Genomic DNA, 25723 nt, shown 5'->3' on the forward strand with positions numbered 1-25723 from the left:
GCCGCGTCACAGCTTCGAGGCGATGAGCAGGCCGGTGCCGGTGGGGGTGAGGACGGTGCGGAAGCGTTCGTCGGATTCGACCGTGTCGAGCATGGCGCGCATCGCCGTCGCCTTCTCGCTGCGATCGGCAGGGTCGAGCACGCCGCCCGAGTTCATGCCGTCGTAGAAGGCGAGCATGTCGGTGAACACGATGACGCCGTGGGCGCGCAGCAGTCGCGGCGCCTGCTCGAACGACGCCGCGTAGTTGACGGCGTCGCCGGCCACGACGATCATGTCGTAGTCGCCCGCGTTGAGACGGGGCAGGAACACGCCCGCCTGCGCGTTCACCGCGCGCAGCTTCGTCGCCGTGGAATCCTGCACCACGTCGAACGCCTTGCGGATCACGCCGATGCCCTTCGCCGAGGAATCGACGGCGGTGAGCTGGCCCGTGCCGTCGAGGCCGCGCACCAGCTCCAACGTCTCCATCACCGAACCGGTGCCCACCACGATCACGGATTTCGCGCCGGTCAGATGGGCCAGCATGGACAGGGCCTCCGACTGGGCGGCCGAGCCCTGCGGCATGCCCGCCTTCTCGGTGGCGGCCCGGATCTGGGCCATCGCCGGCGTCTGTCGGGAAAGCGCGTGATCCTCCACGAACCCCCACGCCTGCGCGAGATTCGTGTACTGCGTCCTATCCATGAACCTGTCCTTTATCGTCCTCTGAAGTCATCGTGTGGAATCGCCGTCATGAACCATCATGGACCATGACGGGCCGGCCGGCGGCCGCCTTCCACGGGGCCGTACCGCTCGGGGTCAGCGCTCGCGCACCTTGGCGACGATCTGCCACATCTCCTCGCCGACGTCGATGCCGCGCGGGCATTGGCGCGTGCAGGCGCGCACCGACTGGCACGCGGCCACGCCGTCCGCCGTGTCGATCGCGTCGAGACGATCCATCGTGATCGTGTCGCGCGAATCGTTGACGAAACGACTCGCCCAGATGAGCGCCGCCGGGCCGATGAACGCGTCGCCGCCGGCGAACACGGGGCAGGAGCCCTCGCACACGCCGCAGGCGATGCAGTTGCTCAGCTGCTCGTACTTCGCGAGCTCGTCCGGGTGCTGCAGGTATTCGAACACGTCCACCTTGCCCTCATGCGTGGTGGCGAGCACGCCGTCCGCCTCGAGATACGGCTTGAGCTTCCTGATTTGGTCGAGCATCGGATCGATGTCGGCGATGAGGTCGCGCTCAACAGGGAAACCGGGCAGCGGGCCGAGCTCGATGACGCCGAGGCTGCCGGATTCGGGAAGAGCTTCCGCCGTCCCGGTGCCCGCCGCGTCGTCGCCGGTGCGGCGAAATCCATCGTCGTCCGTCACGGCCACGCCGTTCGCCGGCCTCACCCAATCCTTGAGCGTGGCCGTGCACAGCAGGTTCGGCGTGCCGTTGATCGCCACCGCGTCCGAACCGCACATGCCGTGGCCGCACGAGTAGCGGAAGGCGAGCGTCGGGTCGACGGTGCGTTTGATGGCCAGCAGGCAGTCGAGCACCGTGTCCTCGGGGCGGGCGGGGATCGTGTACTCCTGCACCCACTGGCGGCCACGGGGGCGACGCCGTGCCGGGGCCGCCGACCCGCCGCCGAACGGCGAGCTCTTGCGCGTGCGCGCGAACGGGCTGCCGCCGCGCGCACGGTCGCGTTCGCGTTCGGGGCGCGGCGTGAAACGGTTCACCTTCAACGTCACCGTCGTCACGTTCGAATTCGTCATGCGCGCGCCTCCTCAATCGGTCTCAAAACAACTCTCCATTGTGACATAAGCCGTGGCCGGACAGGCCGTGACTCAGTATTCACGTTTCTTCGGCGGCACGTCGACGATGTGCACCGGCTGCCATGAGACACGGCCCGAGACGTCGGTCATCGAATGGGCGAGGAAGCGTTCGTCGTCGCGTTCGGGGAAATCATTGCGCTTGAGCGAGCCACGCGACTCGTGGCGGGCGTCGGATGCGGCGAGCACGACGCGCGCCAGTCCGATGAGATGACGCACCTCCCAGATGGCGGTGACCTCCTGGTTGAACGCGGCCGTCTTGTCGTGCGCGGCGAGCGCCCCGGCGCGCGGGGCGAGCTCGCCGTCGATCGCGCGCAGCGCGGCTTCGAGACCCGCGGCGTCGCAGCGCACGGCGGCGGCGCGTTCCATCACCTGGCCGAGGTCGGCCATGAGACGGTACGGGTTGTCGTCGGCGTCGCCCGAGGCGTCCGTGCCGTCTCCGGTGCCGGCTTCGTCCGTGCGCGGCGTGAGCAGGTCCTTCAGCTCGCCTTCGCGCGCGGCCGAGGCGGCGTCCACGGCGGCGGCGATCGTGTCGTCCGTCTCCTGCACGTCCGGGTCGTCCGCGGCCATCGGATCGTCGACCGGATGTTCGGCGATGCGCGCGGCCAGCGTGCGGCCGGCGCGCGTGCCGAACAGGCAGGCGTCGAGCAGCGAGTTGCCGCCGAGACGGTTCGCGCCGTGCACGGACACGCACGAGCATTCGCCGGCCGCGAACAGGCCGTCGACCACGGCGCGCGCGCCGTCCGTGCCGTCAGAGCCGTCGGCGTCGCCCGCGTTCCAGCGATACACTTCGCCGTCCACGGTGATCGGGATGCCGCCCATCGTGTAGTGGGCGGTCGGCTTGATCGGCACGAACGACTTCGACGGGTCGATGTCCGCGTACTTCTCGATGGTCTCGACCACCTGCGGCAGCACGGCGCGCATATGCTCCGGGTCGATGCCCGTCATGTCCAGCCAGACGCAGTCCTTCGGACCGTCCGGATCCTTCGGGTCGGCGACGCCGCGGCCCGCGTCGATCTCCGCCATGATGGAACGGGAGACCACGTCGCGCGCGGCCAGATCGGCGTGGCCGGGCGCATAGCGTTCCATGAACGCCTCGCCGTCCGCGTTGCGCAGCACGCCGCCTTCGGCGCGCGCCGCCTCGGACAGGAGGATGCCCGTATGCGCGAGGCCGGTCGGATGGAACTGCACGAACTCGACGTCCTCCAGCTGCAGGCCGGCGGCGAGCGCCAGCGCCATGCCGTCGCCGGTCAGGTCCCATGAGTTCGACGTGGTGTGGAACAGGCGTCCCGCGCCGCCGGTCGCGAACAGCACGTTGTGCGCCTTGACCGCGTGGATTTTGCCCGTATGCGTGTCGAGGGCGACGACGCCGGCCGCCTTCGCGCCGTCATCGGCCAGCACGAGGTCGGTCACGTACCATTCCTCGGCGAACGTGACGCCGGCGGCCACGCACTGCTGCCACAAGGCGTGCAGGATCTGGTGGCCGATGCGGTCGGCCGCGTAGGCGGCGCGCTTGACCGGGGCGCCGCCGAATTCGCGCGTGTGCCCGCCGAAGCGGCGCTGCGCGATGTGGCCGTCTTCGGTGCGGGAGAAGGCGACGCCGCCGCGTTCCAGGTTGATGACCGTCTCGGGCGCGTATTCGGCGAGCAGGCGCGCCGCGTCCTGGTCGACCAGCCAGTCGCCGCCCTTGATGGTGTCGTAGTAGTGCCAATGCCAGTCGTCGGCCTCGATGTTGCCGAGCGAGGCGGCGATGCCGCCTTCGGCGGATCCGGTGTGCGAGCGCAACGGCTGAAGCTTCGAGACCACCAGGATCTTCGGGTCGACGCCGTCCTCCCTCATCCGCGCGATCTCGGGGGAGCGGAGCGCTCCCAACGCGGCGGACAGGCCGGCCGCGCCCGCGCCGACGATCACCGCATCGTACATTTCTTCCAACTGCTTCGGACTCATATCACACCATTGTTCCATAAGGGCGGACTTAGACGGCCTTTTTTGTCAAGGCTCCTGCCGAATGGTGGATAACCCGTCCGCCATCCACACGCCGTCCACAACACGCCCGGTGGTGGGGGCTCTTTCCACAATTCCCGGCGGGACGGCCGCGGAACCGCATGGACGGGCACAGTGGACGCATGGATACCACAGCATTGCAGATGGCGCCGCCGGAGGCCCTGACGTCCGGTATTCCCGTCCTCGAACCGCTTGACCGGATCGCCGAACGGCTCAAGGACGGCACACTCGCCACGCGCGCGTTGGGCGCGCTCGGCGAGGACTACGCCGCGGCATGGCTCGCGGAACGCGGATGGACGGTCGTCGACCGCAACTGGCGATGCCGTTACGGCGAGCTCGACATCGTCGCCCTGTCGCCGGAACGGCGGATCGTGTTCGTCGAGGTGAAGACGCGGCGCAACATGAAGCATGGGTTGCCGCAGGAGGCGGTCACCTATACGAAGCAGGCGAACCTGCGCCGGGCGGGCGTGCAGTGGCTGCTCGAGCCGGAGCATCGGATCGGTCACACGGGCGTGCGCTTCGACGTGGTCACCGTGGTCGTGCGCGGCGGCCGTCCGCTCGTCCACCATATTCCGGGGGCGTTCTGATGGCGATCGGCAACGCGCTGTCGGTCGGGCTGATCGGATTGAAGGCGTTCATCATCACCATGCAGGCGTTCATCAGCCCGGGCCTGCCGTACTTCTCGATCATCGGACTACCGGACGCATCGCTGTCCGAAGCGCGGGAACGCGTCAAATCCGCCTGCCAGGCGACCGGATTCCATTGGCCGGAGACGCGCGTGACCGTGAACCTGAGCCCGGCGAGCATGCCGAAACGCGGCTCGTCGCACGATCTGGCCATCGCGGCCGCCGTGCTCGGCGCCGCCGGCGCGATCCCGCACGAATGCCTCATCGACTCGGTCGTCATGGGCGAGGTGAACCTCGACGGCACGGTGCTGCCGATCAACGGCGTGCTGCCGATCCTCCTGCACGCGCGCGAGCGCGGCGTCAGGCAGGTGATCCTGCCTGTCGGCAACCTCGAGGAGGCTCATCTGATCGACGGGGTGGACGTGCTCGGCGTGCGTCACGTGGGCGAGCTCATCGAACTCATGGGCGGCACCGCGCGCTACCGGCTGCCGGACGAGACCGCGGTCGGCGGCGGGACCGGGGAGACGGGCTCGTCGCAGGACGGCGAGCCGGCGTGGGCGAGGATCGGCGACATGGCCGACGTGGTCGGGCAGGAGCAGGCGAAATGGGCGTTGGAGGTGGCGGCAGCCGGCGGACACCACATGATCATGGTCGGGCCGCCCGGGTCGGGCAAGACGATGCTCGCCTCGCGCATGCCCGGCATCATGTGCCCGCTGACCGACGCCGAACAGTTGGAGGTGGCGTCCATCCGCTCCCTGTGCGGCACGCTCAACGCCTATGGCATCAGCGACGTGCCGCCGTTCGAGGCTCCGCACCATACGTCCTCCACGGCGGCGCTGGTGGGCGGCGGCAGTGGATTGGCCGAACCCGGGGCGATCACGCGCGCCCACCGCGGCGTCCTGTTCATGGACGAGGCGCCCGAATTCTCGGCGCGTGCGTTGCAGACGTTGAGGGAGCCGTTGGAATCCGGGTACGTGGCGTTGTCCCGTTCCAAAGGCACCGCCTACTATCCCGCCGCGTTCCAGCTCGTCATGGCGGCGAACGGCTGCCCGTGCGGCATGAGCTACGGCACGGGGGAGCGCTGCGTGTGCACGCACAAGGAACGGCAACGCTACTTCGGCAGGCTCTCCGGGCCGATCCTCGACCGCATCGACATCCAGGTGGAGGTGCCGCCCGTGCCGCGCATCATCGGCGGGGAACGCTACGAGACCGGGCCGACCAGCGCGCGGATACGGCGTCGCGTCGTCCAGGCGCGTCGCGTCGCCGCCGAACGCTACCGGGCCCACGGGTGGACCTGCAACGCGCAGGCGTCCGGCACGTGGATGCGCGAGCACGTCTCCCCGCAGGCGCTCGAACCGGTCAACCGCGCGCTGGAGACGCAACGGCTGAGTCTGAGGGGCGCGGACCGGGCGCTGCGCCTCGCCTGGACGCTCGCCGACCTGGCCGGACGGACGTCCCCCGGCCGCGAGGAGACCCTGCAGGGCATCGCGCTGCGCACGCGGCTGATATGAGCGTTCCCGCGCGGGGCGCCTACGGAAAGGAGCCGGCAATGGACGGCATCGCAACACAACCGACGAATCACACGTATTACACGGATTCCATGGAAACCATGGGATCAATGGAAGGACACGGCCATGGAGACACCATATTCCTTGACGACGCGGCGCTACCCGCCGCCCGACCGGGAGACGCTGGCACGTGCCACGCTCACCTACTGCCTCGACGGGGCGGACGCGATCATGTACGCCACCATCAAAGGGGCGGGCAGCGGGACGGAGGCGCTGAGGCTCATCATCGGGTCGAGACCCGGCAACGCCGGCGCGGCGGCGGGGGCGGCGAGGAGCGGACTCGACCACGTGTTCGCCGTCGGCCTGGCCAGATGGGGCGGTAGGGTCACGCCGCAGGGCATGCGCGCGTTCCACAAGGCGCTCGCCGGATGGCATGCGCGCCTCGACACCCTGCCCACCCTCGACTGGGAGCATCTCGCCGGTTGGTTCACGATGGACGGCGCGCAATGGATCATCGGCCCGGCCAGCCCATACTGGCCGCACCAGCTGCAGGATCTGTCCACACGCCGCGACTGGGCGTCGCCCCTCTGCCTGTGGGGCGTCGGCGACGTGCGCGCGCTCACCAGCTGCGCGAAACCGGTCGCCGTGGTCGGTTCGCGCGGCGCCACCGACTACGGGCGCACCGTGGCGCGCGAGACCGCGACACGCGTCGCGGCGGCCGGCCATCTCATCGTCTCCGGCGGGGCGCTCGGCACCGACGCGGCCGCCCATTGGGGCGCGCTCGCCGCCATGGACGGCGTCGGCGACGCGAGCGGCGTCGGACGCACCGTCGCCGTGTTCGCGGGCGGGCTCAACCACATTGGCCCCTCCACGAACCTGCCGCTGTTCGAACGGATGGTCGGACAGGGCGGTGCGCTCATCAGCGAACTCTGCCCGGGCACCATCCCCGAGGCGCGACGGTTCCTGCTGCGCAACCGGATCATCGCGGCGCTCGCCTCCACCGTCGTCGTCGCACAGGCGAGACTGAGGTCGGGGGCGCTCAGCACCGCCAACTGGGCGAACGACCTCAACCGGGAGGTGATCGCCGTGCCCGGCCCCATCACCATGCCGCACAACGCCGGATGCAACCGTATCATCGCCGACCATCAGGCCATGCTGCTCGCCTCCGTCGAGGAGATCGACGAGCTCGTCCACCCGGCGCACAAGCCCGAGCTGGGGGAGGAGCCGTGGCGGATATCGGGAACGACAGGGGACGACGGCACGGACGGAGACGGGAACGACGACAGGACGCCCGGACCCGCGGGCGATGCGGGAGAGGAAACCGCAGCCGACGGCGACACGGCCGCGGAACGGGAGGATGCGCTCGCCGCATCGCAACAGGCCGTACTGACGGCCATCCGCTCATGCAGGCGACGGCACGTGCCCGTCACACCGGACGCACTGCTGGAACGGCTTCGTGAGGATGATCCGGACGCCGGCATGCCGCGGCTGCTCGCCGACCTGGGCGAACTGGAGGCGCTCGGCCTCATCCGCCGCGAACAGGGGGAGGTGCGACTGGTCCGAGGAACGGCGGCCTGACGGCTACTCCCGCCACTGGCATCGGTCGAGATCGACCCTCCATCCGGGATCTCCCGCCGGCTTCGCCGCCGGCGGGACGAACACGACGCCCTCATCCTCGAGCAGGGCGCGCTGCTCGTCCGGACCGCCGAACGCGAACCCGGGCGCGAGCGAACCATCGCGGAACACGACGCGATGGCAGGGAATCACGCCCGGCTCAGGATTGGCGTGCAGCGCGTAGCCGACCATGCGCGCGTTGCGCGGCGCGCCCGCCAACGCCGCCACCTGCCCATACGTGGCGACCATGCCGCGCGGGATGCGGCGCACCACCGCGTACACGCGCTCATTGAACGAAACGGAACCCATGCCCTCCAGTCTACGGCCGGTGAGGCATCGCCGCCGGTGAAGCATCGCAGAGGTCGGGCCGCGACAGGACGAAACACGACCAGCCGTCATCCGACGGACGACGACAATGCCGTCGCCGCGGCGCGTCCGGTGCTACCGTGAAAACAAGGGCCGGAACGTCGCGCACCGACGCGCGACCGGAAGAAGCCCGGGGAGGGAAGCACCATGAACGCCGACGACCGGGCGACAGCCGCACCCGCGCACGACGCGCGTCCCATCGTCACCATCGGACTGCTCGACAACGACCCGTTCGCGCTCGCCTTCCTTGAACGCACGATCACCGAACTCATGGGCGAGGCGCGCGTCATCTGGAAGACCACATCCGGACGCGACGCGCTCGCCCGATGCCTCGCCCCGGACACCGCGCCGAACGTGCTCCTGACGGACATGAGCATGGACGAACTGTCCGGTCCCGCCGTCTGCCGCGCCATCCGCGTGAAGACCGCGCGCGTCGCCATCCTCGCCGTCACCTCGTTCTCGCTCGCCGTCTACGCGTCCAAAGCCGCCGAAGCCGGCGCGCAGGGCATCGTGCCCAAAGCCGTCGAAACGCCGATCGTCGAGGCGATCCGCACGCTCGCCGCCGGCGGCACATGGCCGTCCGGCGCGACGGACGCCACGTTCGAGACGGCCGCCGCCGCGCACGCTCGCCTCGCCGGAAGCCGCATGCCACGCCGCTTCCTCCTGTCGGACCGGGAGGCCGAAGCCATGAACCTGTGCTCGCGCGGCCTCGACACGATCCGGATCGCCGCCGACATGCAGGTGGGCGTCTCCACCGCCAAAACCTACCTGACGCGCGCCATCCACAAGCTCGGCGTCTCCACACGCGGCCAGGCCGTCGCCCTGTGGACCGGCTCGGCGGAAGACGAACGATGAACGCCGTGCCGGAGAGGGACGCGGACCCCGGCGGCGTGCCGTCCCGTCCGTTCCATTGGCTGCGCGCGCATTGGTTCCGCATCGCCATCGCCGCGTTCACCCTCGCCGCCACGCTGATCGAATGGGCGGCGATCCCGCCGGTCTACCCGTTGAACTTCCTGTTCTCCGGGATCTCCGTCGTCGCCATCGTGCTCTCGCCGTTCCTCCCGCGGATCTCGGGTTGGCTCATCATCGCGACCGTGGTGGCGCGGCTGTTCGTCCTCGACCTGTCCGGGCCGAACCCGCTGTGGGCCGCGTATCTGGCGCTCGCGGTCATCGGATACGACAGCGCCATCCCCGTGGCCGTCGGCGCGCTGCTCACGGTGACCATCGCCGAATGCGTGCCGGTCGCCTTGAACACGTTCAACGCGCTGTCCGCCACATGGATCGGCATGGTCAACTACATCGGCATGTTCACGCTCGCCGCGATGGGCGGCATGTCGTTCCGATGGCGCCGGCAGCGCGACGAGATGCGCGAACGGGCCGTGGCCCTGGAACGCCGGCAATGGGAGCTCGACACGTTGCAGCGCAACACGCGGCTCGCCTCGCGCATCCACGATTCGGCGTCCGGCGGGCTCTCCTACATCGCGTTGACCGCGCAACGCGAGCTGCGGCGCATCGGCGATGACGGGGAGCATGCGGGCGAACGCGCCGACTGGCGGTTCGTCAACGACCAGGCGCTGTCCGTGCTCGACGAGATTCACCATGTGATCGATCTGCTCGAGCGGCCGTCATCCTCCGATGGCGATGGGCGGCAGGTTCCGGCGGCATCGGAGGCGCCGGAACGTCACGCTTCGCCGGACGGCGGGATCCCTCCGGCGCCTCGCGCCGTCTCCCGCCGGCGGGAGGACGTATCGACCGCCGCGCAGGCGGCCGAAGCCAGACTCGCGCGTCTCGGCTTCCATGGCCGGTTCGACCTGCGCGGCGAAACGGACGACGATTGCTCCGCGGAGTCGCTGACGGCCGCGGCCGACCTCATCGGCGAGATCGCGGCGAACATCACCCGGCACATGAGTCCGGATGCGGGCGAATACCGCTGCGTCATCACCTTCGGCGGAAACGCCGTCGAGATCATGGAGACCAATCCGATCGCCTCGCACGGCGATGCCGCGCGACGCGCCGGTGACGGCATGCCGGCCGCGCCCAGACCGCATGGCAGCGGACTTGCCCTGCACCGGCGCATCATCCGGGGGATGGGAGGCGAACTCAACACCACGGCCGAAGACGGCGACTGGATACTGTACGCCCGCATCCCCATGCGCCCAGGTCCGGCACGCCACCAGGAGCGTGCATCATGACCGGGCCCCACGGCGACGACCGACCACGCAGGCGCGCCCATCGGACACGGCTTCACAGCCTCGTCGCCGGCCTCGATCGTCCGCATCGTCGCATGCTGACGGCCGTCACGTTCCTCGTCGCATGCATCGCCATAGCCGTGCCGCTGGCCGCATCGCTTCCGCAGCCGTGGAGCGGCGTGGCGGCCGACGCGCGCGACGGAACCAGCCGCACGTTGGCCACGGGCAGCGACCACCCCGAATTCACCGGTCCACACAAGTACGAGGCGCTCGACGCATGGAACAACCTGCACACCGAACTCGGGCGAAGCATACTCGAAGACGGCGTGGTGACGCCGGACGAACTCGCCGAAGTGCGCAAGGCCTACAACGCGTGCCTGTCCGTCTATGGGATGCAGGCCAAGACGATCACGGACGACGACGGCGAACCCATCGGCGAGAGCGTCGTACCGGTCCGGGGTTCGATGGACGGCCTGCGGCGATCGGCCGTCATCGACCAATGCCGCACCGAATCCGACTACCGATGGCTGGAACCGTTAGCCGGCATCCAAGCCTCCGGACAGCCGGCGAAGGAACCGCGATGAACGAGCGCGATGTCGGCGTTCCAGCCGCAATCGCGCCGGCCTACCTGCGTGGATCGTCGTTGCATTGGATCCAGATCTCGGAGTTCCGCTCGCTGTAGTATCTGCCGCCGGGATTGGTGAACTGTTCGCCCAGCAGACGGTACTCCTCGCCGTCCTCGTCGACGATCGGGACGTCGTCCGCGGTGAACTCCGGGCCGACCGCGCCCTTGCGCACGAGGCACGCCGCCAGATCACGTCGTATCTCCTCCGGTGTACGGTTGCGCAGTTCGCCGTCCGGATCCTGGACCAACGCGTTATACAGGGGTGTGATGAAATCCTGGCCCGACTGTCTGCCGCAGACGACGCTGCGCTCATGGAGCCGCCGTTGATCGTCGTCGCCCATGTCGCCGACCTGCATTTGGGCGGAGCCATCCGGGTTCACATAGTCGTATACGAATCCGGCATCCGCCATGCATGATCGGAATCGGTTCGCCGTCTCCGTGGCCTCCGCCTCGGTGATCCGCTCGTCGCGCAGCACGTCCTGCGCGAACGTATTGCCGGATTCGCGGGCCTGATTGTAGCTCCGGCTGAAATCCTCGGCCCAAGGGCCCGAAAACGTGGGCTCGCCTTCCGGCTGGGCGATGGTGTCCGAAGACGGTCCGTCGCATGCGGCGGAGAAGCATAGCATGGCGGCGGTCAATGCCAATACGGTTATACGATGTGCCAGTACGCGCTTCATGGTGATGCTCCTTATCGTTCGAGCGGATGCCTCCGTCATGTATGGCCTCGGCGCCATTACCGGCCTGGCCATCGCATAAGCAGAGCATCATCGCCTGCCGATGGTTCCACGGTACGTCCGCCGCTTCGATTCCGCATTGTTGGCTGTAATCCCTGCGACTACGGCAATGCGATGGTTTCCGGGCGCCCATGCCTATGCTGGAAACGAACGAGGAGGTCATCATGGTCGGTCGGGGAATAGACAAAGGGCATATGCAACACGATGTCCGTCATGCGCTTGCACTGCTGGTATCCGTATCCCTGCTTGCGTCCTGCGCGGCTTGCGGTTCGCAGTCGGGCACCGCGTCGAACGGCGACGCCGCACAATCCACCGCCGTCGCCTGCAAGGCTCCGGATTTCTCCGGTCCATACGCCGACGAGTTCAAACGGGAATACGGGAACGCGAAGACGGAACTCGCCAAACGCATTCTGGAGGACTGCCAGGTGACCGACGCCGAATGGAACGAGATCCTCGCCGCGCAGCAGCAATGTCTCGCGCCCTACGGTCTGGTCGGCAACGAAACCGAGGTGCGGCAGGTGCGGGGCAGTCTCTCCGACCAGGAGATTCTCGACGTGCAGGAGGACTGCGCGAAGAAGACCGATTTCTGGAACGTGCAGTCCATCTACCAGCAGATGCGCGACAATCCCGACAACCTCGACGCCGAGGCCCTGGCCCGGGCCAGCTACCGGTGCTACGTCAAGCACGATCTGCTGCCGGGGCCGTTGGACGAGGACGAGTACATCGATACGATGACCGTGAGCGCCGTCGCGCAACCCAGCGACGAGCAGACCATGGAGGCCAACCGACGGTACCAGGAGTTCTTCGGCGAATACTTCGAACAGATCGACGACAAGCCGAACCCGGATTTCAAATACGGTCAGAACACGCAGAAAGGGCACCAGTTCTACCTGTGCGAGACCGACCCATTGCACCAGTGACGATGCGATATGCGCGGGACGCGCATGAAACGGAGGAGGGGCGTGGAGCCGCGACGCCCCACGCCCCTCCCGCCGTCACGGACGGAACGTCACTTCACCAGACCGGTGAGCTCGCCGAGGTTCAGCTCGAAGCTCACGCCGCGTTCCTCGAAGTTCGGCTGGTGGCGGGTGCTCTCCATCGCATGGCGCACGAACTCGCCGGCGATCCTCGCCGACTCGGCGAGACCGCGGCCGGCCAGCACCGCGCCGCACAGTGCGGAGGCGAACGCGTCGCCCGTGCCGTGGATCATGTACGGCAGCTTCTCGTGCGCGAGCTCGATCTTGTTCTCCGCGCCGGTCTCCGCGCTCGCCACGTAGTTGACGATCCTGCCGTCGCCATGGTCGATGCCCTTCAGCACCACGTTCTTCGCGCCGAGCTTCAGCAGCGCGTCCAGCAGGTCGGTGACGGCCGCGTCATCCAGATCCTGGCCGGGGTAGTCGCGCTTCGTGAGGATCGACGCCTCCGTCAGGTTCGGCATGAGCACGTCGGCGCCGTCCGCCAGCGCGCCCATCGCCTCGCACAGCTCCGGCGTGTACGTCGGGTACATCTGGCCCGCGTCGCCCATCACCGGATCGACCAGGCGCAGCGCCTTCGGGTACTCGCGGTACAGGCGCTGGATCAGCGCCACCTGCTCGGCGGAGCCGAGGAAACCGGAGTACACGCCGTCCAGGTCCACGTTCTCCTTGCGCCACGCGTCAAGGTAGCCGGGCAGGATCTCCGTCGTGTCATGGAAGGTGAACACCTCGTAGCGCGTGTGCGCGGAGAACAACGCGGTCGGCACCGGGCACACGTCGCATCCGGCGGCGGACAGGATCGGGATGGCGGCGGTCAGCGAGCACTTGCCGTAACCGCACATGTCGTGCACGGCGGCCACGCGCGGGATGTACAGGGGGTCGCGGTCGTAGAGGGTGACGTCGGTCATGGGTCTTTCACTCCAATCATCGGAACGTGCGGCGTCGACGCATGCGCGCGGCGCCGCGACAATCATCACCGCCGAGCGTAGTCCGATTCACGAACCGGTTCACGTCCCCGCGCCGCGCACGGCCGCATAGCGAGACGTGCCGGGGTGCGCGGCTCCGGCGCGAGGACGCGGCGCGCGGCGGCCATCCGGCGTGTCGCGGGGGTTTCCGACGGCGGATCCGCCCCGGCCCATCCCCGGCGACGCCAATGATGCCAACGGATGATAAGCCCCTATAGGCAACCCCGATAACGTCGGGCTTGCGGCGCGCGGGGCAGGGGTCGTACCGTCATAACCAACACCTCGAGACCAACCGACAAGGAGCACACATCATGGCCGAGAACAAGAACTACCACTTCGAGACGCTGCAGCTGCACGCGGGTCAGGAGAACGCCGATCCGGCCACCGACGCCCGCGCCGTGCCGATCTACGCGACCGCCTCCTACGTCTTCCACAACTTCGACCACGCCGAGGCGCGCTTCGGCCTCGCCGACCCGGGCAACATCTACGCCCGACTGACCAACACCACCGAGGCCGTGTTCACCGAGCGCATCACCGCCCTCGAGGGCGGCACCTCCGGCATCGCCGTCGCCTCCGGCGCCGCGGCCGTCGAATACGCGGTGCGCAACATCACGCAGACCGGCGACCACATCGTCTCCTCCAAGAACATCTACGGCGGCACCTTCAACCTGCTCAAGCACACGCTGCCGCGCGACGGCATCACCACCACCTTCGTCGACCCGGAGGACCCGCAGAACTTCGAGGACGCCATCCAGGAGAACACGAAGCTCGTCTACTTCGAGACCTTCGGCAACCCGAACGCCGACCTGCCGAACTTCGAGGCCATCTCGGAGATCGCCCACAAACACCATCTGCCGGTGTTCGTCGACAACACCTTCGCCACCCCGTTCCTGTTCCGACCGCTCGATCACGGCGCCGACGTGGTCATCGAGTCCGCGACCAAGTTCATCAACGGCCACGGCACCGCACTGGGCGGCACCGTCGTCGAGGGCGGCAAGTTCGACTGGGCCGAGGTCCCGGGCAAGTTCCCGACCCTCACCGAGCCGGACCCGTCCTACCACGGCCTGAACTTCTTCGAGGCCCTCGGACCGGCCGCGTTCACCACCCGCATCCGCGCCATCCTGCTGCGCGACACCGGCGCGCTGCTGTCCCCGTTCGCCGCGTTCCTGCTGCTGCAGGGCACCGAATCCCTGTCGCTGCGCGTCGAACGCCACGTCGAGAACGCGCTCAAGGTCGTCGAGTACCTGCAGACCGTGCCCGAGGTCGAGTCCGTCTCGCATCCGTCCATCGAGGGCCGCCGCGACCACGAGCTGTACAAGAAGTACTTCCCGAACGGTGCCGGCTCCATCTTCACCTTCGACATCAAGGGCGGCAAGGACGCGGCGCGCGTCTTCATCGACAACCTGCACCTGTTCAGCCTGCTGGCCAACGTCGGCGACTCCAAGTCCCTCGTCATCCACCCGGCCTCCACCACGCACTCCCAGGAGACCGTGGAGGAGCTCGAGGACCAGGGCATCCACCAGGGCACCATCCGCCTGTCCGTCGGCCTGGAGAACATCGAGGACATCCTCGACGACCTCAAGGGCGGCTTCGAGGCGTTGCGCGCCTCCGGTCTCGCCAAGTGAACCCGGTGGGATCCCCACGTCGAAGGGGCGTCGCCGTGGGTCATGACGCGGCGGCGTGACGGCGGGATCCCGGAATAGGGGAAGGCTCCCGGGCGATCGGCCCGACAAGGGGCGGCGGACGACGGTTCCACGTCGTCCGCCGCCCCCGTTCGTTTTCGGCATCATCCTCGAGGATGATGCCGGCCATCGCGAATCACTCCCGCGCACGATGGGGCGCGCGGGGGAACGCCCATATCGTGGGGACCATACGCCGGACGACGGGTCCGGCCCGACTATGGGAGCAACGACATGGACGAGACGGCGACCCCCGCCATCCAGGCGATTCGACTGACCAAGGACTACGGCGAAGGCGACAACGTCGTGCACGCGCTGCGCGGCGTGGACGTGAGCTTCGGGAAGGGGCGGTTCACCGCAATCATGGGGCCGTCCGGCTCCGGCAAATCCACGCTCATGCACACGCTCGCCGGACTCGACTCGGCGACCTCCGGCCACGTCATCTTCGAAGGCCGCGATCTGACTCGCATGAACGACCGGCAGCTCACCCTGCTGCGCCGCGACCGCATCGGATTCATCTTCCAAAGCTTCAACCTGCTGCCGATGTTCACCGCCGAACAGAACATCCTCATGCCGTTGACGCTCGCCGGCGCCAAACCGGACCGCGCATGGTTCGATCTGCTCGTCGGGACGCTGGGGCTCGGACGACGCCTGGACCATCGGCCGAATGAACTGTCCGGAGGCCAGCGGCAGCGCGTCGCCATCGCCCGCGCGCTCATCACCAGACCATCCCTCGTGTTCGCCGACGAACCCACCGGCAACCTCGACTCCGTGTCGAGCGCCGAAACGCTCGCATTCCTCAGGCGATCCGTCGACGAGCTCGGACAGACCATCGTCATGGTTACGCACGACGCCGTCGCCGCCTCATACGCCGACCGCGCCATCGTGTTCGCCGACGGTCGCATCGTCGCCGACGAAACCCATCCCACCGCCGACCGCATGAACCAGCTGCTCATGACGGAACGACGGGCCGCGCTCGCCGCCGAAGAACGGTCGGCGTCCACCGAACCGCCGGCACCGCCGCGGCGGTCCCACGCGGCCCGGGACACCCATGCCGCCGCCCACGCCGGCGCGCACCGTGCCGGCTCCTACCGTCACGCCCACTGACCGAACCAATCCACGCAAGCAAGGACGACCCATGTTCCGCATCACCGTGAACCTCATGCGCAAAACCGCCCGCATGCTCATCCCCGCAGGCGTCGCCGTGCTCATCGGCACCGCGTTCATCGCCTCCACGTTCCTGTTCGGCAACGCCATGAACGACTCCCTCATCCGCCAGCAGACCGCCATCTACGCCGGAGCGGACGCGATGGTCCTGACCGACCTGCCCGAACATCCCACCGACAAGCAGACCGACGAGGCGTATTCGCGCACCGTGGCCGACTACCATCTCGACCGCATGCGCGCCGTCGCAGGCGTCGAAGGCGCGCGCGCCGTCACCGCCGCCGACATCGGGCTGTCCAGCGGCGCCCGCCATGCCACCAGCCATGCCATCAACACGGGCGAGACGAGCCTGCTGCCCGTGACCGTCACACGCGGCGAGCGGCCCGTCGGCGGCCACGGGATCGCCCTGCCGGAACGCGTCGCCGGACAACTCGATCTGCACGTGGGCGACACGGTGCGGGTCGTCCCCCGTGCGAACGCCGCCGGAAACAACGTCGGAAACACCGACGAAAGCCGGGACCTCGCCAATGGCGTCGAAGCGCGCGTGACGGGGCTGACCGACGACCCCAACGGCGCCTACGCGTACGACGGCGGCGCCTCCATCCTCTCCGACGACCTCATGGCCTATGCCAACGGCGTCACCGACTTCGATCAGGTCGCCGCCACATCCGTCTACCTCGACCTCGACTCCCAAGCGGACACGGCCGCCATCAGGCGTCTCCTGCCCCGATACAGCCGGCTCGTGGACCGCGACGAAGCCGACCGGCTCGCCGTGGAATCCCTCAGCGCCAACGGCACCAGCGTCGTCACCACGTTCCTCATGAGCTTCGGCGTACTCGCCCTGCTCGTCGCCGCGCTCGTCATCGCCAACACGTTCCAGGTGCTCGTCGCCCAGCGCCGGCGCATCCTCGCCCTGCTGCGCACCATCGGCGCCGACCGCCGCCAACTGTACGCTTCCGTCCTCTGCGAAGCCGGAATCCTCGGCCTCATCGCCTCGCTGCTCGGCGTCGCGCTCGGCATCGGACTCATGGCACTGCTGTGCGCCACCGGCGTCATGAAGACCACCGGCGCGCCCATGCGCCTCATCGTCACCTGGCCCGTCATCGCGGTCCCCATCGCCTTCGGCATGGTCATGACCGTCATCGCGTCCCTCGGCCCCGCACGCGCCGCCACCGCCGTCACGCCGCTCGAGGCGCTGCGTCCCATCGAACTGACCGAAACCGCACATCGCGGGCACGCGCGCACCGTCCTCTCCATCCTCATGCTCGCCGTCGGCATAGCATCATGCGCGTTCGGCGTCTGGCAGACGCACCTGTCCGTCATCGGACACGAATCCCTCGCCACCGACCATTATCCCGCCGTCCTGCTCGCCGCCATGGGAGGATGCGCGCTCACGTTCATCGCGCTCGTCGTCTCCGCCGTCCGCTGGATGCCCGCCCTCATGCGCGGCGCCGGCGCCCTCGCCGCCACGACCGGTCCCAGCGCCGCCATCGCCCACGCCAACATCCAGAAGAACCCGCGCAGGGTCGCCTCCACCGGCGCCGCCCTCCTCATCGGCGTCACCCTCGTCTCCGCCATCGCCACCGGCGCCGCCAGCGCCAAGACCACCATGGCCGACGCGCTCGCCACCCGCTACAGCGTCGACATGATCGCCACGGGCACCGGCATGACCGAGGAGCAGAGCCGGCAGGTGCGCCGCGTCGAGGGCGTCGGACGCGTTCTCGACGCGCCGACCGCCCTGCGCCATGTCACCGACGACCGGGGACACGGCATCGACGTCCTGCTCGTCGGTATCCCCGACCTCGACGATCTCGCGAAGGTCATGCACACCGACCTGACCGGCGTCACCCTGAACGACCATGACGTCCTCATGCCCCGTCACGCCTTGAGCGGCGCCGATATCGACTTCGGCCGAACCCACACGGCCGATTTCGCCGCCGGTGCCGGTTCCGCCGGCGCCGCGGGCGCGTCCGGACTCGATCTCACCGTCGTCCAGGCCGATTATCGGCGCGTCTCCTCCGACCACGACGCCGTCGCCTTCGTCGCCGCCAGCCACTTCGCCGACGGCGACCTGCCCGAACAGGGACGCATCCTCCTCATGACCGTCAATCCCGACGCCAACCACAACGGCGTCGCTGGCGTCATCGACGGCGTGCGCGAAGCCCTGGACGCCATCCCCGACGCCAACGTCGCCGGCCCCATCGCCGAACGCGATATGTGGGACACCAGCATCGACGCCATGATGGCCCTGCTCGTCGGACTCATCGCCGTCGCCGTGCTCATCGCCCTCATCGGCGTGGCCAACACGCTCAGCCTGTCCGTCATCGAACGCACCCGCGAATCCGCCACTTTGCGCGCCATCGGCATGACCCGCGGCCAACTGCGCCGGTCCCTCGCCGTCGAAGCGCTCCTGCTGTCGCTCGTCTCCGGCGTGGCCGGCGTGGCGCTCGGCACCCTGTTCGGCTGGCTCGGCTCAACCATGGTGTTCAGTCTCTACGGCACCGTCGCCATGCCCTTCGAATGGAAGACCAACGGCGCAGTCCTCGCCGTCTCCGCGCTCGCCGCCCTCCTGGCCAGTCTCCTGCCCGCGCGCCGCGCCGCGAGCACCCCGCCCGTCGAGGCGCTCGCCGAAGCCTGACGGAAAACCGGAACCGCCGGACGGCATGGTCCATGGCCATGGACCATGCCGTCCGGCGGTCCGTCGTTCTTTCTGTTCCGTCGCCGATCCGCTCACACCAGCCGGTTGTCATAGGCGAACACCACCGCCTGCACGCGGTCGCGCGCGTTGATCTTGGCGAGGATGTGCGCCACGTGCGTCTTCACGGTCGGCAGGCTGATGAACAGCTTGTCGGCGATTTCCTGATTGCTCAGACCGTGCGCGACCTCGACGAGGACCTCGCGTTCACGGTCGGTGAGCAGTTCCAGCTCCGGATCGGTGTAGACGGGGCGCGCATCGGCGTCGCGGCCGTCGGAGGTGTCGGGCGTCGGGGAGCCGGTCGCCGCGGAGCCGTCCGCCGGCCGGGACGCGTGCCCGTCCGCGAACATCCTCTCGATGAGCCGCTTCGTCGCGGACGGCGCGATGACCGCATCGCCGCGGTACACGGTGCGGATCGAATTGAGCAGCATCTCCGGCTCCGCGTCCTTCAGCAGGAAGCCGGAGGCGCCGGCGTCGATCGCCGCCATCACGTATTCGTCCAGGTCGAACGTCGTGAGGATGACCACATGTGTCGCATGTTCCCGTGGGGCCGCGTCGTCGGCGCCGGACGTGCCGGCGTCCGCGGCGGCGTCGGCGGCGATGATGCGGCGTGTGGCCTCGATACCGTCCATGCCGGGCATGCGCACGTCCATCAGCACCACATCGGGGTGCAGCCGTTCGGCCAATGCCACGGCCCGGCCACCGTCGCCGGCCTGCCCGACCACGTCCATGTCCGGCTGTGAGCCGATGACCATGGCGAACCCGGCCCTCACCAGCTCCTGATCGTCGGCGATGACCACTCGAATCCTGTCGTTCCCACTCATACCGAACCACCCTACCCGGTGTCCGGAATCCGGCGGGCGGTTTCGGTCCCTGATTCTTCCCTGAATCAGTGGAATCAATCGGGCCGATTCCGGACGCGATCGTCAGCCCGCTTGCCCAATTGGTCGTCCAACGGCGCCATCGGGGTGAGCAGCATACCCGTTTCGGCATGCTCGTGCGTCGCATCGCTGAACCCGGTCTCGCGCAGCACGGCGAGCAGCCCGCGCATGTGCGCCAACGCCTCACGCCCCTGCGCGCCGATGCCGGAGAACGATGCGGCGATGCGTTCCGGCGAAGGCGCGGACGTCCCATCGAGCATCGCCAATCCTTCGTCGGCGCGGCCGATGACCGTGCCGAGCGTCGCCGCGACCTCGGAACGCATGGCGGCGCCGATGCGCTCGCGTTCCATATTCGCCGCAAGCACCTTCCGCCGATCCTCCTCGGCGCGCAACGCCTCCTCGCGCTGACGCAGCACCAACACGTCGGATCCGCTCGAACGACGCCACTCGGCCATCGCCATGCATGCCAGGCACAGCAGCAGCATCACACCGCCGGCCAGCAGCCCGCCGAACGCCACCTCCCACGCCGGTTCGCCGCCGTCGCCCCGCAGCAGCGTATGAACAAGCGAATCATAGCCGTCCCGTCCCGCCACGACCCGCGCCCCGAACAGCCACGAATCGAACGCCGCGCAACACAACACCCAGCGCCAGGCCTTGTCGCGCCCATACAACACCGCCGAATACACCGACGCCAACGCGAACACGTTCACGGCGAGCGTCGAGGGGGCGAACAGCAATTCCACGGCGGACATGACGGCCATCGCCAGAGCGGCCGACTCCGGGAACCGGCGACGGAACGCGTACGGCGCGAGCAGGAACGCCGTCACCGCCACGGCGATCGCACGCCTCGCCGGCAGCGAGGCGAACGTGGCGGAGGACAGCCCCGAATCGTTGAACGTCGCGGTATGGAACATGAGCGTCAGCAGCGCCGCGGTCAGCGTGTCCATGAACAGGTAGTGCCGTTCGGTCCACCAAGCCACCCGTCCGATGCGCGTCATGCCCGCCGCGCCGCCGGATACGACGCCATCGGCGTCCACGTCGATGCCGGACAGACGGGAGCGCAACGACGCCAGATCGGCATGCAGCTTCGACAGGGCCGCCGGCACGGCGTCGTCGGGCCTCGCGGAGTCGTCGGAATTCACGCGGGTGGGCCGACGGTCAGGCTGCAGCGGAACCGTCGCGGCGACCGTGAACCCGCCTACGGGCGACGGTCCTGCTTCGACGTCGCCTCCCGTCGCGACGATGCGCTCGCGCATGCCGACCAGACCATATCCGGGCGCATGCCCGTCGACGGCGGAGGACGCTCCCATACCGTCATCATGGATGACGATTTCCAACGCGTCCGAACCCCAGGTCTCGTCCATCGTCACACGGGCGCCGTCACCCGCATGCTTGCGCACGTTGGACAGCGATTCCTGTACGAGACGGAACACGGCGGTATCCGCATCGGGAGAGAGACGATCGGGGCGCGCGTCGCCGTCCACATGACGCGCGACCGGCGGATGGCCGTCGAACAGGTCGGGGATGTCCGCGTAGCCGGTGCCGGCCGATCCGCCGAACACGTCGAACAGCCGGTGCATGTCGCGCTGGGCGTGCGCCGCCTCGCGGCGAATCGTCGTCATCGTACGTTTCGCCACGGCGAGATCGTGCGCGCCGGCGTACCGTCCCCCATCCGACTGGACGATGATTGTCGACAGGGTATGCGCCACCACGTCGTGCATGTCGCGGGCGATGCGCGCACGTTCCGCCAACCGCGCGATGCGCGTCTCCTCGACCTCGCGCGCGGCGATCGACTCGTTGCGCTCGCGAATGGCCCTGAGCGTGGCCGCCCGCGCGCGTTGCCAGAACGCCATGATGATCACGCTGACCAGACATATCGAAACGAGCAGGAACAGGAGCCCCGCGTCAATCGCGATCCTTCCGGCGCAGCTCGCCGATTGTGCGCCGAACACGCCGCTGGTCGACGAACGGCACGTCGGCATGGCCGGTATGGCCATCCTCGTCGGCGGCCCATCGGCCCCATCGAACATCGGCCCCAGATTGAACGCAAACGCCCAGACGCCGGAGACGAGCGCGCCCATCGAGAACGCGGCGACGACGAAACGCAGCGTATGGCGCGGATCGCCGTACAGCAGCGCCGAATACAGCATCAGCAGGGAAACGAGATCGGCGTACGTGACCGCGGGGCCGAACACGAGATGGGCCACGCACAGCGCGACGAACAGCCAAGAGGCCATCTCGGGCCGCCACCGTCGCATCGCCGCCGGTATGAGGATGATGATCGACCATAGACGCATGGCGCGCATGGTCGTGGGGAACAACAGCGCCGGGACGGTGCCCGGATCGGTGTCGCTCGCCAGCAGCAGGCAGAATGCCGCCATCGCCAACATGAGCAACGCATCCACGACCAGCACATGCGAGCGGCCCCATGCCACGATCCGTCCCATCACAACACCCATACACCCAAGGCTATCGCGGGGATGGTTCCCCTGCCATCATGCCTGAGGATGAGCCGGGGCGGGAGGCGCACGATGGGATACATAGGATGCATGGTCGTCGAGGCGTGATCTGCATGGTTCAGGGGCGAACCTGCACGGTCCGGGAGACTACCTGTATGGTGTGGCAATGGTTGTGTACGGTTCGAGGACGAACCTGTAGGTTTTTCGGCCGAACCTGCATGGTGTGGTGCCGAAAAGATAGGTTGCAACGGGGGCGACGACCATGCGGAGCCGCGGAAAATGGCCGATATGGCATCGAGCGGCATCGGAGAATCCGGCCGTCTACCCGAGGGCGGCGCACAGGTAGGGGCTCCGGCTCTACAGTAATGGCGGCAAACCATGCAGGCTATGCTCCGAACCATGCACAAGCGATCGGAAACCATGCAGGAACGGTGTCGAACCATGCACGAACGATACCGGCAGTGCAGAGGACGCCAGACGTCGCATGATGCCGCAAGCGGGAAGCGCGCCGCCGGAATGCCGTCTGAATGACGTCAGAATATTGTCCGCCCACACACGTGGAATGGGTGGAGGAATTCCGCCGGGCCGTTCCGACCATGGTGGACATCGGAAAGGACGCTCGCGCATGACGCTGCTCAACGAATACTACGTGCCCGGACTGCACATCGAAGACCATGCCATCGACGTGCCGCTCGACTGGACCGGCCACGAACCCGGCAAAGGCTTCGACGGGGAGAGCATCAGACTCTTCTACCGCGTCGTCACCACGCCCGAGCACATCCACGACGACCTGCCGTTGCTCGTCTTCCTGCAAGGCGGCCCCGGCGGCGCCGGCCCGCGCCTGCTGAACCCGACCAGCGACGGCTGGATCGAAGAGGCCACGAAGCATTTCCGCGTCATCCTGCCCGACCAGCGCGGCACCGGCCGCTCCAACCGCGTCGACACGCACACGATGGCACGCATCGCCGCCGCGCATGACGGCGACGGCGCCGGATCCGCGGCCGCCGCCGCACGCGAACAGGCCGACTACCTCAAGAAGTTCCTCGCCGACTCCATCGTGCGCGACTTCGAACACCTGCGCCGCACCGAATTCGGCGGACGCGCATGGGTGACGTTGGGGCAGAGCTACGGCGGATTCCTCACCCTCACGTACCTGTCCCTGTACCCGCAGGGCGTGACCGTGAGCTTCACCACCGGCGGCATCCCGCACGTGCCCGCCGACGCCACCGAAGTCTACGAACACACGTTCCCGCGCATGGCGCGTAAGACCCGGCAATTCTACGAACGCTACCCGCAGGACCGCGAACGCGTCGCCGCGCTCGCCGACATGCTGCCCACCGTCGACGACGTGCGGGACTTCACCGCGCATCTCGCCGACACCGTGCCGGAGACGCTGGCGGCCGACGGGCTCGGGCGCCGACTCGGCGTGATCGCCGGCATGGCCGCGCATGGATTCCCGCTGCTGCCCAATGGCGACCCGCTCACCGTCGAACGGCTGCAATGCCTCGGCTCCGACTTCGGCATGAAGCCGAGCTTCGAACGCGTCCACTGGATCCTCGACGACGCGTTCGCCGATGGCGACGGCTCCACGCCGGCCGACGGCGGCGCGACGTTGTCCGACGAGTTCCTCACCAAGGTGATGAACGCCACCTCGTCGCGCCCGCTCTACTGGCCGTTGCAGGAGTTCATCTACGCGAACGGCGAATTGGAGCGGCCGATCCACTGGGCGGCGCAGCGCGTACGTGATGCGCATCCCGAGTTCGACGCGGGGGAGCGGCCGCTCACGTTCACCGGCGAGGCGATGTTCCCGTGGATGTTCGAGCAGGAGGCGTCGCTGCGCCCGTTCAAGGCGGCGATGGACGTGCTCATGGAGGACACGCGCTTCGGCCGTATCTACGACGAGGCGCAGCTCGCCCGCAATGAAGTGCCGCTCCAGGCCGCCGTCTACTTCGATGACATGTACGTCGATTCCGGTCTCCAGCTCGACACGCTGTCGCGCGTCGGCAACAGCCACTACTGGACGACGAACGAGTTCGAACATGACGGTCTGCATGGTCCGGTCGTGTTCCGCCGCCTGTGGGACGAGGCGCTGAACAGGGGAGACCTCGCGGAGCTGTTCTGATTTCCCCGAAACATCGGCGGCGTTATGATGGCGTGCGGATAGCACGACACCTAGGGAAAGGCTACGAACAGACATGACCGATCTGAACGGCATCACCATCGGATTCATCGGCTACGGCAACATGGCGCAGGCCATCGCGCGGGGGCTCGTCGACGCGGGCGTGGTGCGCGGCGGCCAGATCGTCGCCTGCGCCGCCCACTGGGACAAGCTGGAGCGGACCACGGCCGAACTGGGCGCACGCCCGCTGCACAACGCGCTCGAGGTCGCCGTCGCGGCCGACGTGGTCGTCGTCGCCGTCAAGCCGTACCAGATCGAGGAGGTCGTGGGGCCGCTCGCCAAGGAGCTCGCCAAGCCCGGCAGGATCGTCGTGTCCATCGCCGCCGGCTGGGATCTGGAGAAGTACCGGAACCTGTTCGCCGGCGGTACCGATGGCGAGGCCGGCGTGGACGTGCACGTCCAGTGCACGATCCCGAACACGCCGATGGCCGTCGGCAAGGGCGTGCTCGTCACCGAAACCGCGAACACGCTGACCGAGGACGAGACGGCGACGTTCGAGGCGCTGTTCTCGCCGATCAGCCTCATCGAACGCGTCGACACCGCGCACATGACCATCGCGATGGTCGTCGCCGGCTGCGCCCCCGCGTTCACCGACATGTACATCGAGGCGCTCGGCGACGCCGGCGTCGCCTACGGTCTGCAACGCGCCACCGCCTACCGGCTCGCCGCGAAGATGGTCGAAGGCGTGGGAGCGCTCTACATGGCCACCGGCGATCATCCAGGCGTGATGAAGGACGCGGTCTGCTCGCCCGGCGGCACCACGATCCGTGGCGTCGCAAAGCTGGAGAAGGACGGGTTCCGCGGCGCCGTCATCGACGGCGTCGACGCGATCATGGCGTAGGGGAGCGGCCGAATCGTTCGTCGATCGGCTATTCCCCGAACAGCGGCGACATGCCTTCGGGCGTTGCCGCCCTGCGCCGTTTCGGGATGAGGCGCGCCTCGACGATCCACGCCCCGTCGACCAGCCGGGCGCGCGCCTCGAACTCGCCCGATTCGAAACCGCGGCGGTCGCCCCGGTTGATCTTGTACGCGGCCTTCAACGCCGCCGCGCGGTTCGCCGGCGTGGCGACGCGATGCCACCCCGGATTCGCGGTCAGCCACTTGGCCAGCTGCGGGCCGTTGCGTTTCGTGCCCGTCACGGTGGCGCCGTCGATCAGGGGAGTCGGCGTCCCCGATCCGAGCAGCGCGAGCGCGTCGAGCCACGCGTGCGCCGCCTCCTCGTCGGGAAATTCGAAGATCACACGTACCGTATCCGCCATACCGTGCC

Annotated in this window: 21 protein-coding genes; 12 read left to right on the plus strand and 9 right to left on the minus strand. The window is 68.3% G+C overall.

Annotated elements, in window-relative coordinates; all coding sequences use genetic code 11:
* Nucleotides 1–6 precede the first annotated feature (6 nt).
* The 3 genes from AC1AYD_RS01390 to AC1AYD_RS01400 all read right to left on the minus strand — a co-directional run bounded on the left by AC1AYD_RS01390 (nucleotide 7) and on the right by AC1AYD_RS01400 (nucleotide 3741).
* The gene (locus AC1AYD_RS01390) at nucleotides 7–678 is read right to left on the minus strand and encodes an O-methyltransferase (protein ID WP_476501827.1); all 672 of its coding nucleotides are present in this window, start codon (nucleotides 676–678) and stop codon (nucleotides 7–9) included.
* A 114-nt stretch (nucleotides 679–792) separates the two neighbouring features.
* Nucleotides 793–1737, minus strand: a complete 945-nt coding sequence (locus AC1AYD_RS01395; RefSeq protein ID WP_476501826.1) for a succinate dehydrogenase/fumarate reductase iron-sulfur subunit — start codon at nucleotides 1735–1737, stop codon at nucleotides 793–795.
* Between the two features lie 72 nt (nucleotides 1738–1809).
* Nucleotides 1810–3741 carry an FAD-binding protein gene (locus AC1AYD_RS01400; RefSeq protein WP_476501825.1) on the minus strand — a complete coding sequence of 644 codons (1932 nt, stop codon included), beginning with the start codon at nucleotides 3739–3741 and terminating at the stop codon, nucleotides 1810–1812.
* A 200-nt stretch (nucleotides 3742–3941) separates the two neighbouring features.
* Between AC1AYD_RS01400 and AC1AYD_RS01405 the strand changes: the two genes are divergently transcribed.
* From AC1AYD_RS01405 to AC1AYD_RS01415, 3 genes are all read left to right on the plus strand, one after another.
* Nucleotides 3942–4385, plus strand: a complete 444-nt coding sequence (locus tag AC1AYD_RS01405; RefSeq protein WP_476502023.1) for a YraN family protein — start codon at nucleotides 3942–3944, stop codon at nucleotides 4383–4385.
* Nucleotides 4385–5935 (plus strand): YifB family Mg chelatase-like AAA ATPase, encoded by a 1551-nt coding sequence (locus tag AC1AYD_RS01410; RefSeq protein ID WP_476501824.1) that lies wholly within the window; start codon nucleotides 4385–4387, stop codon nucleotides 5933–5935. The genes AC1AYD_RS01405 and AC1AYD_RS01410 overlap by 1 nt, the downstream gene beginning before the upstream one ends.
* 123 nt (nucleotides 5936–6058) lie before the next feature.
* Entirely contained in the window at nucleotides 6059–7510 is a 1452-nt protein-coding gene (locus tag AC1AYD_RS01415) for a DNA-processing protein DprA (RefSeq protein ID WP_476501823.1), read from the plus strand.
* A 3-nt stretch (nucleotides 7511–7513) separates the two neighbouring features.
* Here AC1AYD_RS01415 and AC1AYD_RS01420 read toward each other — a convergent pair whose 3' ends face one another.
* The gene (locus AC1AYD_RS01420; protein ID WP_476501822.1) at nucleotides 7514–7855 is read right to left on the minus strand and encodes an MGMT family protein; all 342 of its coding nucleotides are present in this window, start codon (nucleotides 7853–7855) and stop codon (nucleotides 7514–7516) included.
* 204 nt (nucleotides 7856–8059) lie between these two features.
* Between AC1AYD_RS01420 and AC1AYD_RS01425 the strand changes: the two genes are divergently transcribed.
* From AC1AYD_RS01425 to AC1AYD_RS01435, 3 genes are read left to right on the plus strand one after another with little or no spacing between them, the layout of a single operon-like run.
* Nucleotides 8060–8767, plus strand: coding sequence for a response regulator transcription factor (locus AC1AYD_RS01425; RefSeq protein ID WP_476501821.1), 708 nt, complete (start codon nucleotides 8060–8062; stop codon nucleotides 8765–8767).
* 5 nt (nucleotides 8768–8772) lie between these two features.
* On the plus strand, nucleotides 8773–10104 hold the full coding sequence (locus tag AC1AYD_RS01430) for a hypothetical protein (RefSeq protein WP_476544550.1): 1332 nt from the start codon (nucleotides 8773–8775) through the stop codon (nucleotides 10102–10104).
* Nucleotides 10101–10685: a hypothetical protein gene (locus AC1AYD_RS01435; protein WP_476501819.1), complete on the plus strand. Its 585-nt coding sequence runs from the start codon at nucleotides 10101–10103 to the stop codon at nucleotides 10683–10685. The genes AC1AYD_RS01430 and AC1AYD_RS01435 overlap by 4 nt, the downstream gene beginning before the upstream one ends.
* Nucleotides 10686–10725: 40 nt before the next feature.
* On the opposite strand, the gene AC1AYD_RS01440 is transcribed toward AC1AYD_RS01435, so the two are convergent.
* Entirely contained in the window at nucleotides 10726–11403 is a 678-nt protein-coding gene (locus AC1AYD_RS01440; RefSeq protein ID WP_476501818.1) for a hypothetical protein, read from the minus strand.
* A gap of 251 nt (nucleotides 11404–11654) precedes the next feature.
* Here AC1AYD_RS01440 and AC1AYD_RS01445 point away from each other — a divergent pair, with 251 nt between their 5' ends.
* Nucleotides 11655–12380: a hypothetical protein gene (locus AC1AYD_RS01445; protein WP_476501817.1), complete on the plus strand. Its 726-nt coding sequence runs from the start codon at nucleotides 11655–11657 to the stop codon at nucleotides 12378–12380.
* An 89-nt stretch (nucleotides 12381–12469) separates the two neighbouring features.
* Here AC1AYD_RS01445 and AC1AYD_RS01450 read toward each other — a convergent pair whose 3' ends face one another.
* Nucleotides 12470–13342, minus strand: coding sequence for a pyridoxamine kinase (locus AC1AYD_RS01450; protein ID WP_476501816.1), 873 nt, complete (start codon nucleotides 13340–13342; stop codon nucleotides 12470–12472).
* Nucleotides 13343–13710: 368 nt separating this feature from the next.
* Between AC1AYD_RS01450 and AC1AYD_RS01455 the strand changes: the two genes are divergently transcribed.
* From AC1AYD_RS01455 to AC1AYD_RS01465, 3 genes are all read left to right on the plus strand, one after another.
* Nucleotides 13711–15024 (plus strand): O-acetylhomoserine aminocarboxypropyltransferase/cysteine synthase family protein, encoded by a 1314-nt coding sequence (locus AC1AYD_RS01455; protein ID WP_476501815.1) that lies wholly within the window; start codon nucleotides 13711–13713, stop codon nucleotides 15022–15024.
* A 288-nt stretch (nucleotides 15025–15312) separates the two neighbouring features.
* Nucleotides 15313–16185 (plus strand): ABC transporter ATP-binding protein, encoded by an 873-nt coding sequence (locus AC1AYD_RS01460; RefSeq protein ID WP_476501814.1) that lies wholly within the window; start codon nucleotides 15313–15315, stop codon nucleotides 16183–16185.
* Nucleotides 16186–16216: 31 nt separating this feature from the next.
* Nucleotides 16217–18880, plus strand: coding sequence for an ABC transporter permease (locus AC1AYD_RS01465; protein ID WP_476544551.1), 2664 nt, complete (start codon nucleotides 16217–16219; stop codon nucleotides 18878–18880).
* A 92-nt stretch (nucleotides 18881–18972) separates the two neighbouring features.
* Here the strand turns inward: AC1AYD_RS01465 and AC1AYD_RS01470 are convergent, their stop codons facing one another.
* Both AC1AYD_RS01470 and AC1AYD_RS01475 read right to left on the minus strand, forming a co-directional pair.
* Nucleotides 18973–19761 carry a response regulator gene (locus tag AC1AYD_RS01470; RefSeq protein WP_476544552.1) on the minus strand — a complete coding sequence of 263 codons (789 nt, stop codon included), beginning with the start codon at nucleotides 19759–19761 and terminating at the stop codon, nucleotides 18973–18975.
* A 74-nt stretch (nucleotides 19762–19835) separates the two neighbouring features.
* On the minus strand, nucleotides 19836–22265 hold the full coding sequence (locus tag AC1AYD_RS01475; protein WP_476544553.1) for a sensor histidine kinase: 2430 nt from the start codon (nucleotides 22263–22265) through the stop codon (nucleotides 19836–19838).
* Nucleotides 22266–22902: 637 nt separating this feature from the next.
* Here AC1AYD_RS01475 and AC1AYD_RS01480 point away from each other — a divergent pair.
* A complete protein-coding gene (locus AC1AYD_RS01480) occupies nucleotides 22903–24399 on the plus strand; it encodes an alpha/beta fold hydrolase (protein WP_476501810.1) in 1497 nt (498 codons plus the stop codon).
* Between the two features lie 73 nt (nucleotides 24400–24472).
* Nucleotides 24473–25297: a pyrroline-5-carboxylate reductase gene (gene proC / locus AC1AYD_RS01485; RefSeq protein WP_476501809.1), complete on the plus strand. Its 825-nt coding sequence runs from the start codon at nucleotides 24473–24475 to the stop codon at nucleotides 25295–25297.
* Nucleotides 25298–25325: 28 nt separating this feature from the next.
* On the opposite strand, the gene AC1AYD_RS01490 is transcribed toward proC, so the two are convergent.
* On the minus strand, nucleotides 25326–25715 hold the full coding sequence (locus AC1AYD_RS01490; RefSeq protein ID WP_034529964.1) for a hypothetical protein: 390 nt from the start codon (nucleotides 25713–25715) through the stop codon (nucleotides 25326–25328).
* Nucleotides 25716–25723: the final 8 nt, after the last annotated feature.

This window comes from Bifidobacterium sp. LH_426 (assembly GCF_056356875.1).

What these genes read in the sequence shown, in the direction of transcription:
- AC1AYD_RS01390 (WP_476501827.1), bottom strand. Translation starts at nt 678, where the DNA reads ATGGATAGGACGCAGTACACGAATCTCGCGCAGGCGTGGGGGTTCGTG.
- AC1AYD_RS01465 (WP_476544551.1), top strand. Translation starts at nt 16,217, where the DNA reads ATGTTCCGCATCACCGTGAACCTCATGCGCAAAACCGCCCGCATGCTC.
- AC1AYD_RS01445 (WP_476501817.1), top strand. Translation starts at nt 11,655, where the DNA reads ATGCAACACGATGTCCGTCATGCGCTTGCACTGCTGGTATCCGTATCC.
- AC1AYD_RS01480 (WP_476501810.1), top strand. Translation starts at nt 22,903, where the DNA reads ATGACGCTGCTCAACGAATACTACGTGCCCGGACTGCACATCGAAGAC.
- AC1AYD_RS01425 (WP_476501821.1), top strand. Translation starts at nt 8,060, where the DNA reads ATGAACGCCGACGACCGGGCGACAGCCGCACCCGCGCACGACGCGCGT.
- AC1AYD_RS01490 (WP_034529964.1), bottom strand. Translation starts at nt 25,715, where the DNA reads ATGGCGGATACGGTACGTGTGATCTTCGAATTTCCCGACGAGGAGGCG.
- AC1AYD_RS01400 (WP_476501825.1), bottom strand. Translation starts at nt 3,741, where the DNA reads ATGAGTCCGAAGCAGTTGGAAGAAATGTACGATGCGGTGATCGTCGGC.
- AC1AYD_RS01440 (WP_476501818.1), bottom strand. Translation starts at nt 11,403, where the DNA reads ATGAAGCGCGTACTGGCACATCGTATAACCGTATTGGCATTGACCGCC.
- proC (WP_476501809.1), top strand. Translation starts at nt 24,473, where the DNA reads ATGACCGATCTGAACGGCATCACCATCGGATTCATCGGCTACGGCAAC.
- AC1AYD_RS01470 (WP_476544552.1), bottom strand. Translation starts at nt 19,761, where the DNA reads ATGAGTGGGAACGACAGGATTCGAGTGGTCATCGCCGACGATCAGGAG.
- AC1AYD_RS01455 (WP_476501815.1), top strand. Translation starts at nt 13,711, where the DNA reads ATGGCCGAGAACAAGAACTACCACTTCGAGACGCTGCAGCTGCACGCG.
- AC1AYD_RS01450 (WP_476501816.1), bottom strand. Translation starts at nt 13,342, where the DNA reads ATGACCGACGTCACCCTCTACGACCGCGACCCCCTGTACATCCCGCGC.
- AC1AYD_RS01405 (WP_476502023.1), top strand. Translation starts at nt 3,942, where the DNA reads ATGGCGCCGCCGGAGGCCCTGACGTCCGGTATTCCCGTCCTCGAACCG.
- AC1AYD_RS01395 (WP_476501826.1), bottom strand. Translation starts at nt 1,737, where the DNA reads ATGACGAATTCGAACGTGACGACGGTGACGTTGAAGGTGAACCGTTTC.
- AC1AYD_RS01475 (WP_476544553.1), bottom strand. Translation starts at nt 22,265, where the DNA reads ATGGGACGGATCGTGGCATGGGGCCGCTCGCATGTGCTGGTCGTGGAT.
- AC1AYD_RS01420 (WP_476501822.1), bottom strand. Translation starts at nt 7,855, where the DNA reads ATGGGTTCCGTTTCGTTCAATGAGCGCGTGTACGCGGTGGTGCGCCGC.
- AC1AYD_RS01460 (WP_476501814.1), top strand. Translation starts at nt 15,313, where the DNA reads ATGGACGAGACGGCGACCCCCGCCATCCAGGCGATTCGACTGACCAAG.
- AC1AYD_RS01410 (WP_476501824.1), top strand. Translation starts at nt 4,385, where the DNA reads ATGGCGATCGGCAACGCGCTGTCGGTCGGGCTGATCGGATTGAAGGCG.
- AC1AYD_RS01415 (WP_476501823.1), top strand. Translation starts at nt 6,059, where the DNA reads ATGGAGACACCATATTCCTTGACGACGCGGCGCTACCCGCCGCCCGAC.
- AC1AYD_RS01435 (WP_476501819.1), top strand. Translation starts at nt 10,101, where the DNA reads ATGACCGGGCCCCACGGCGACGACCGACCACGCAGGCGCGCCCATCGG.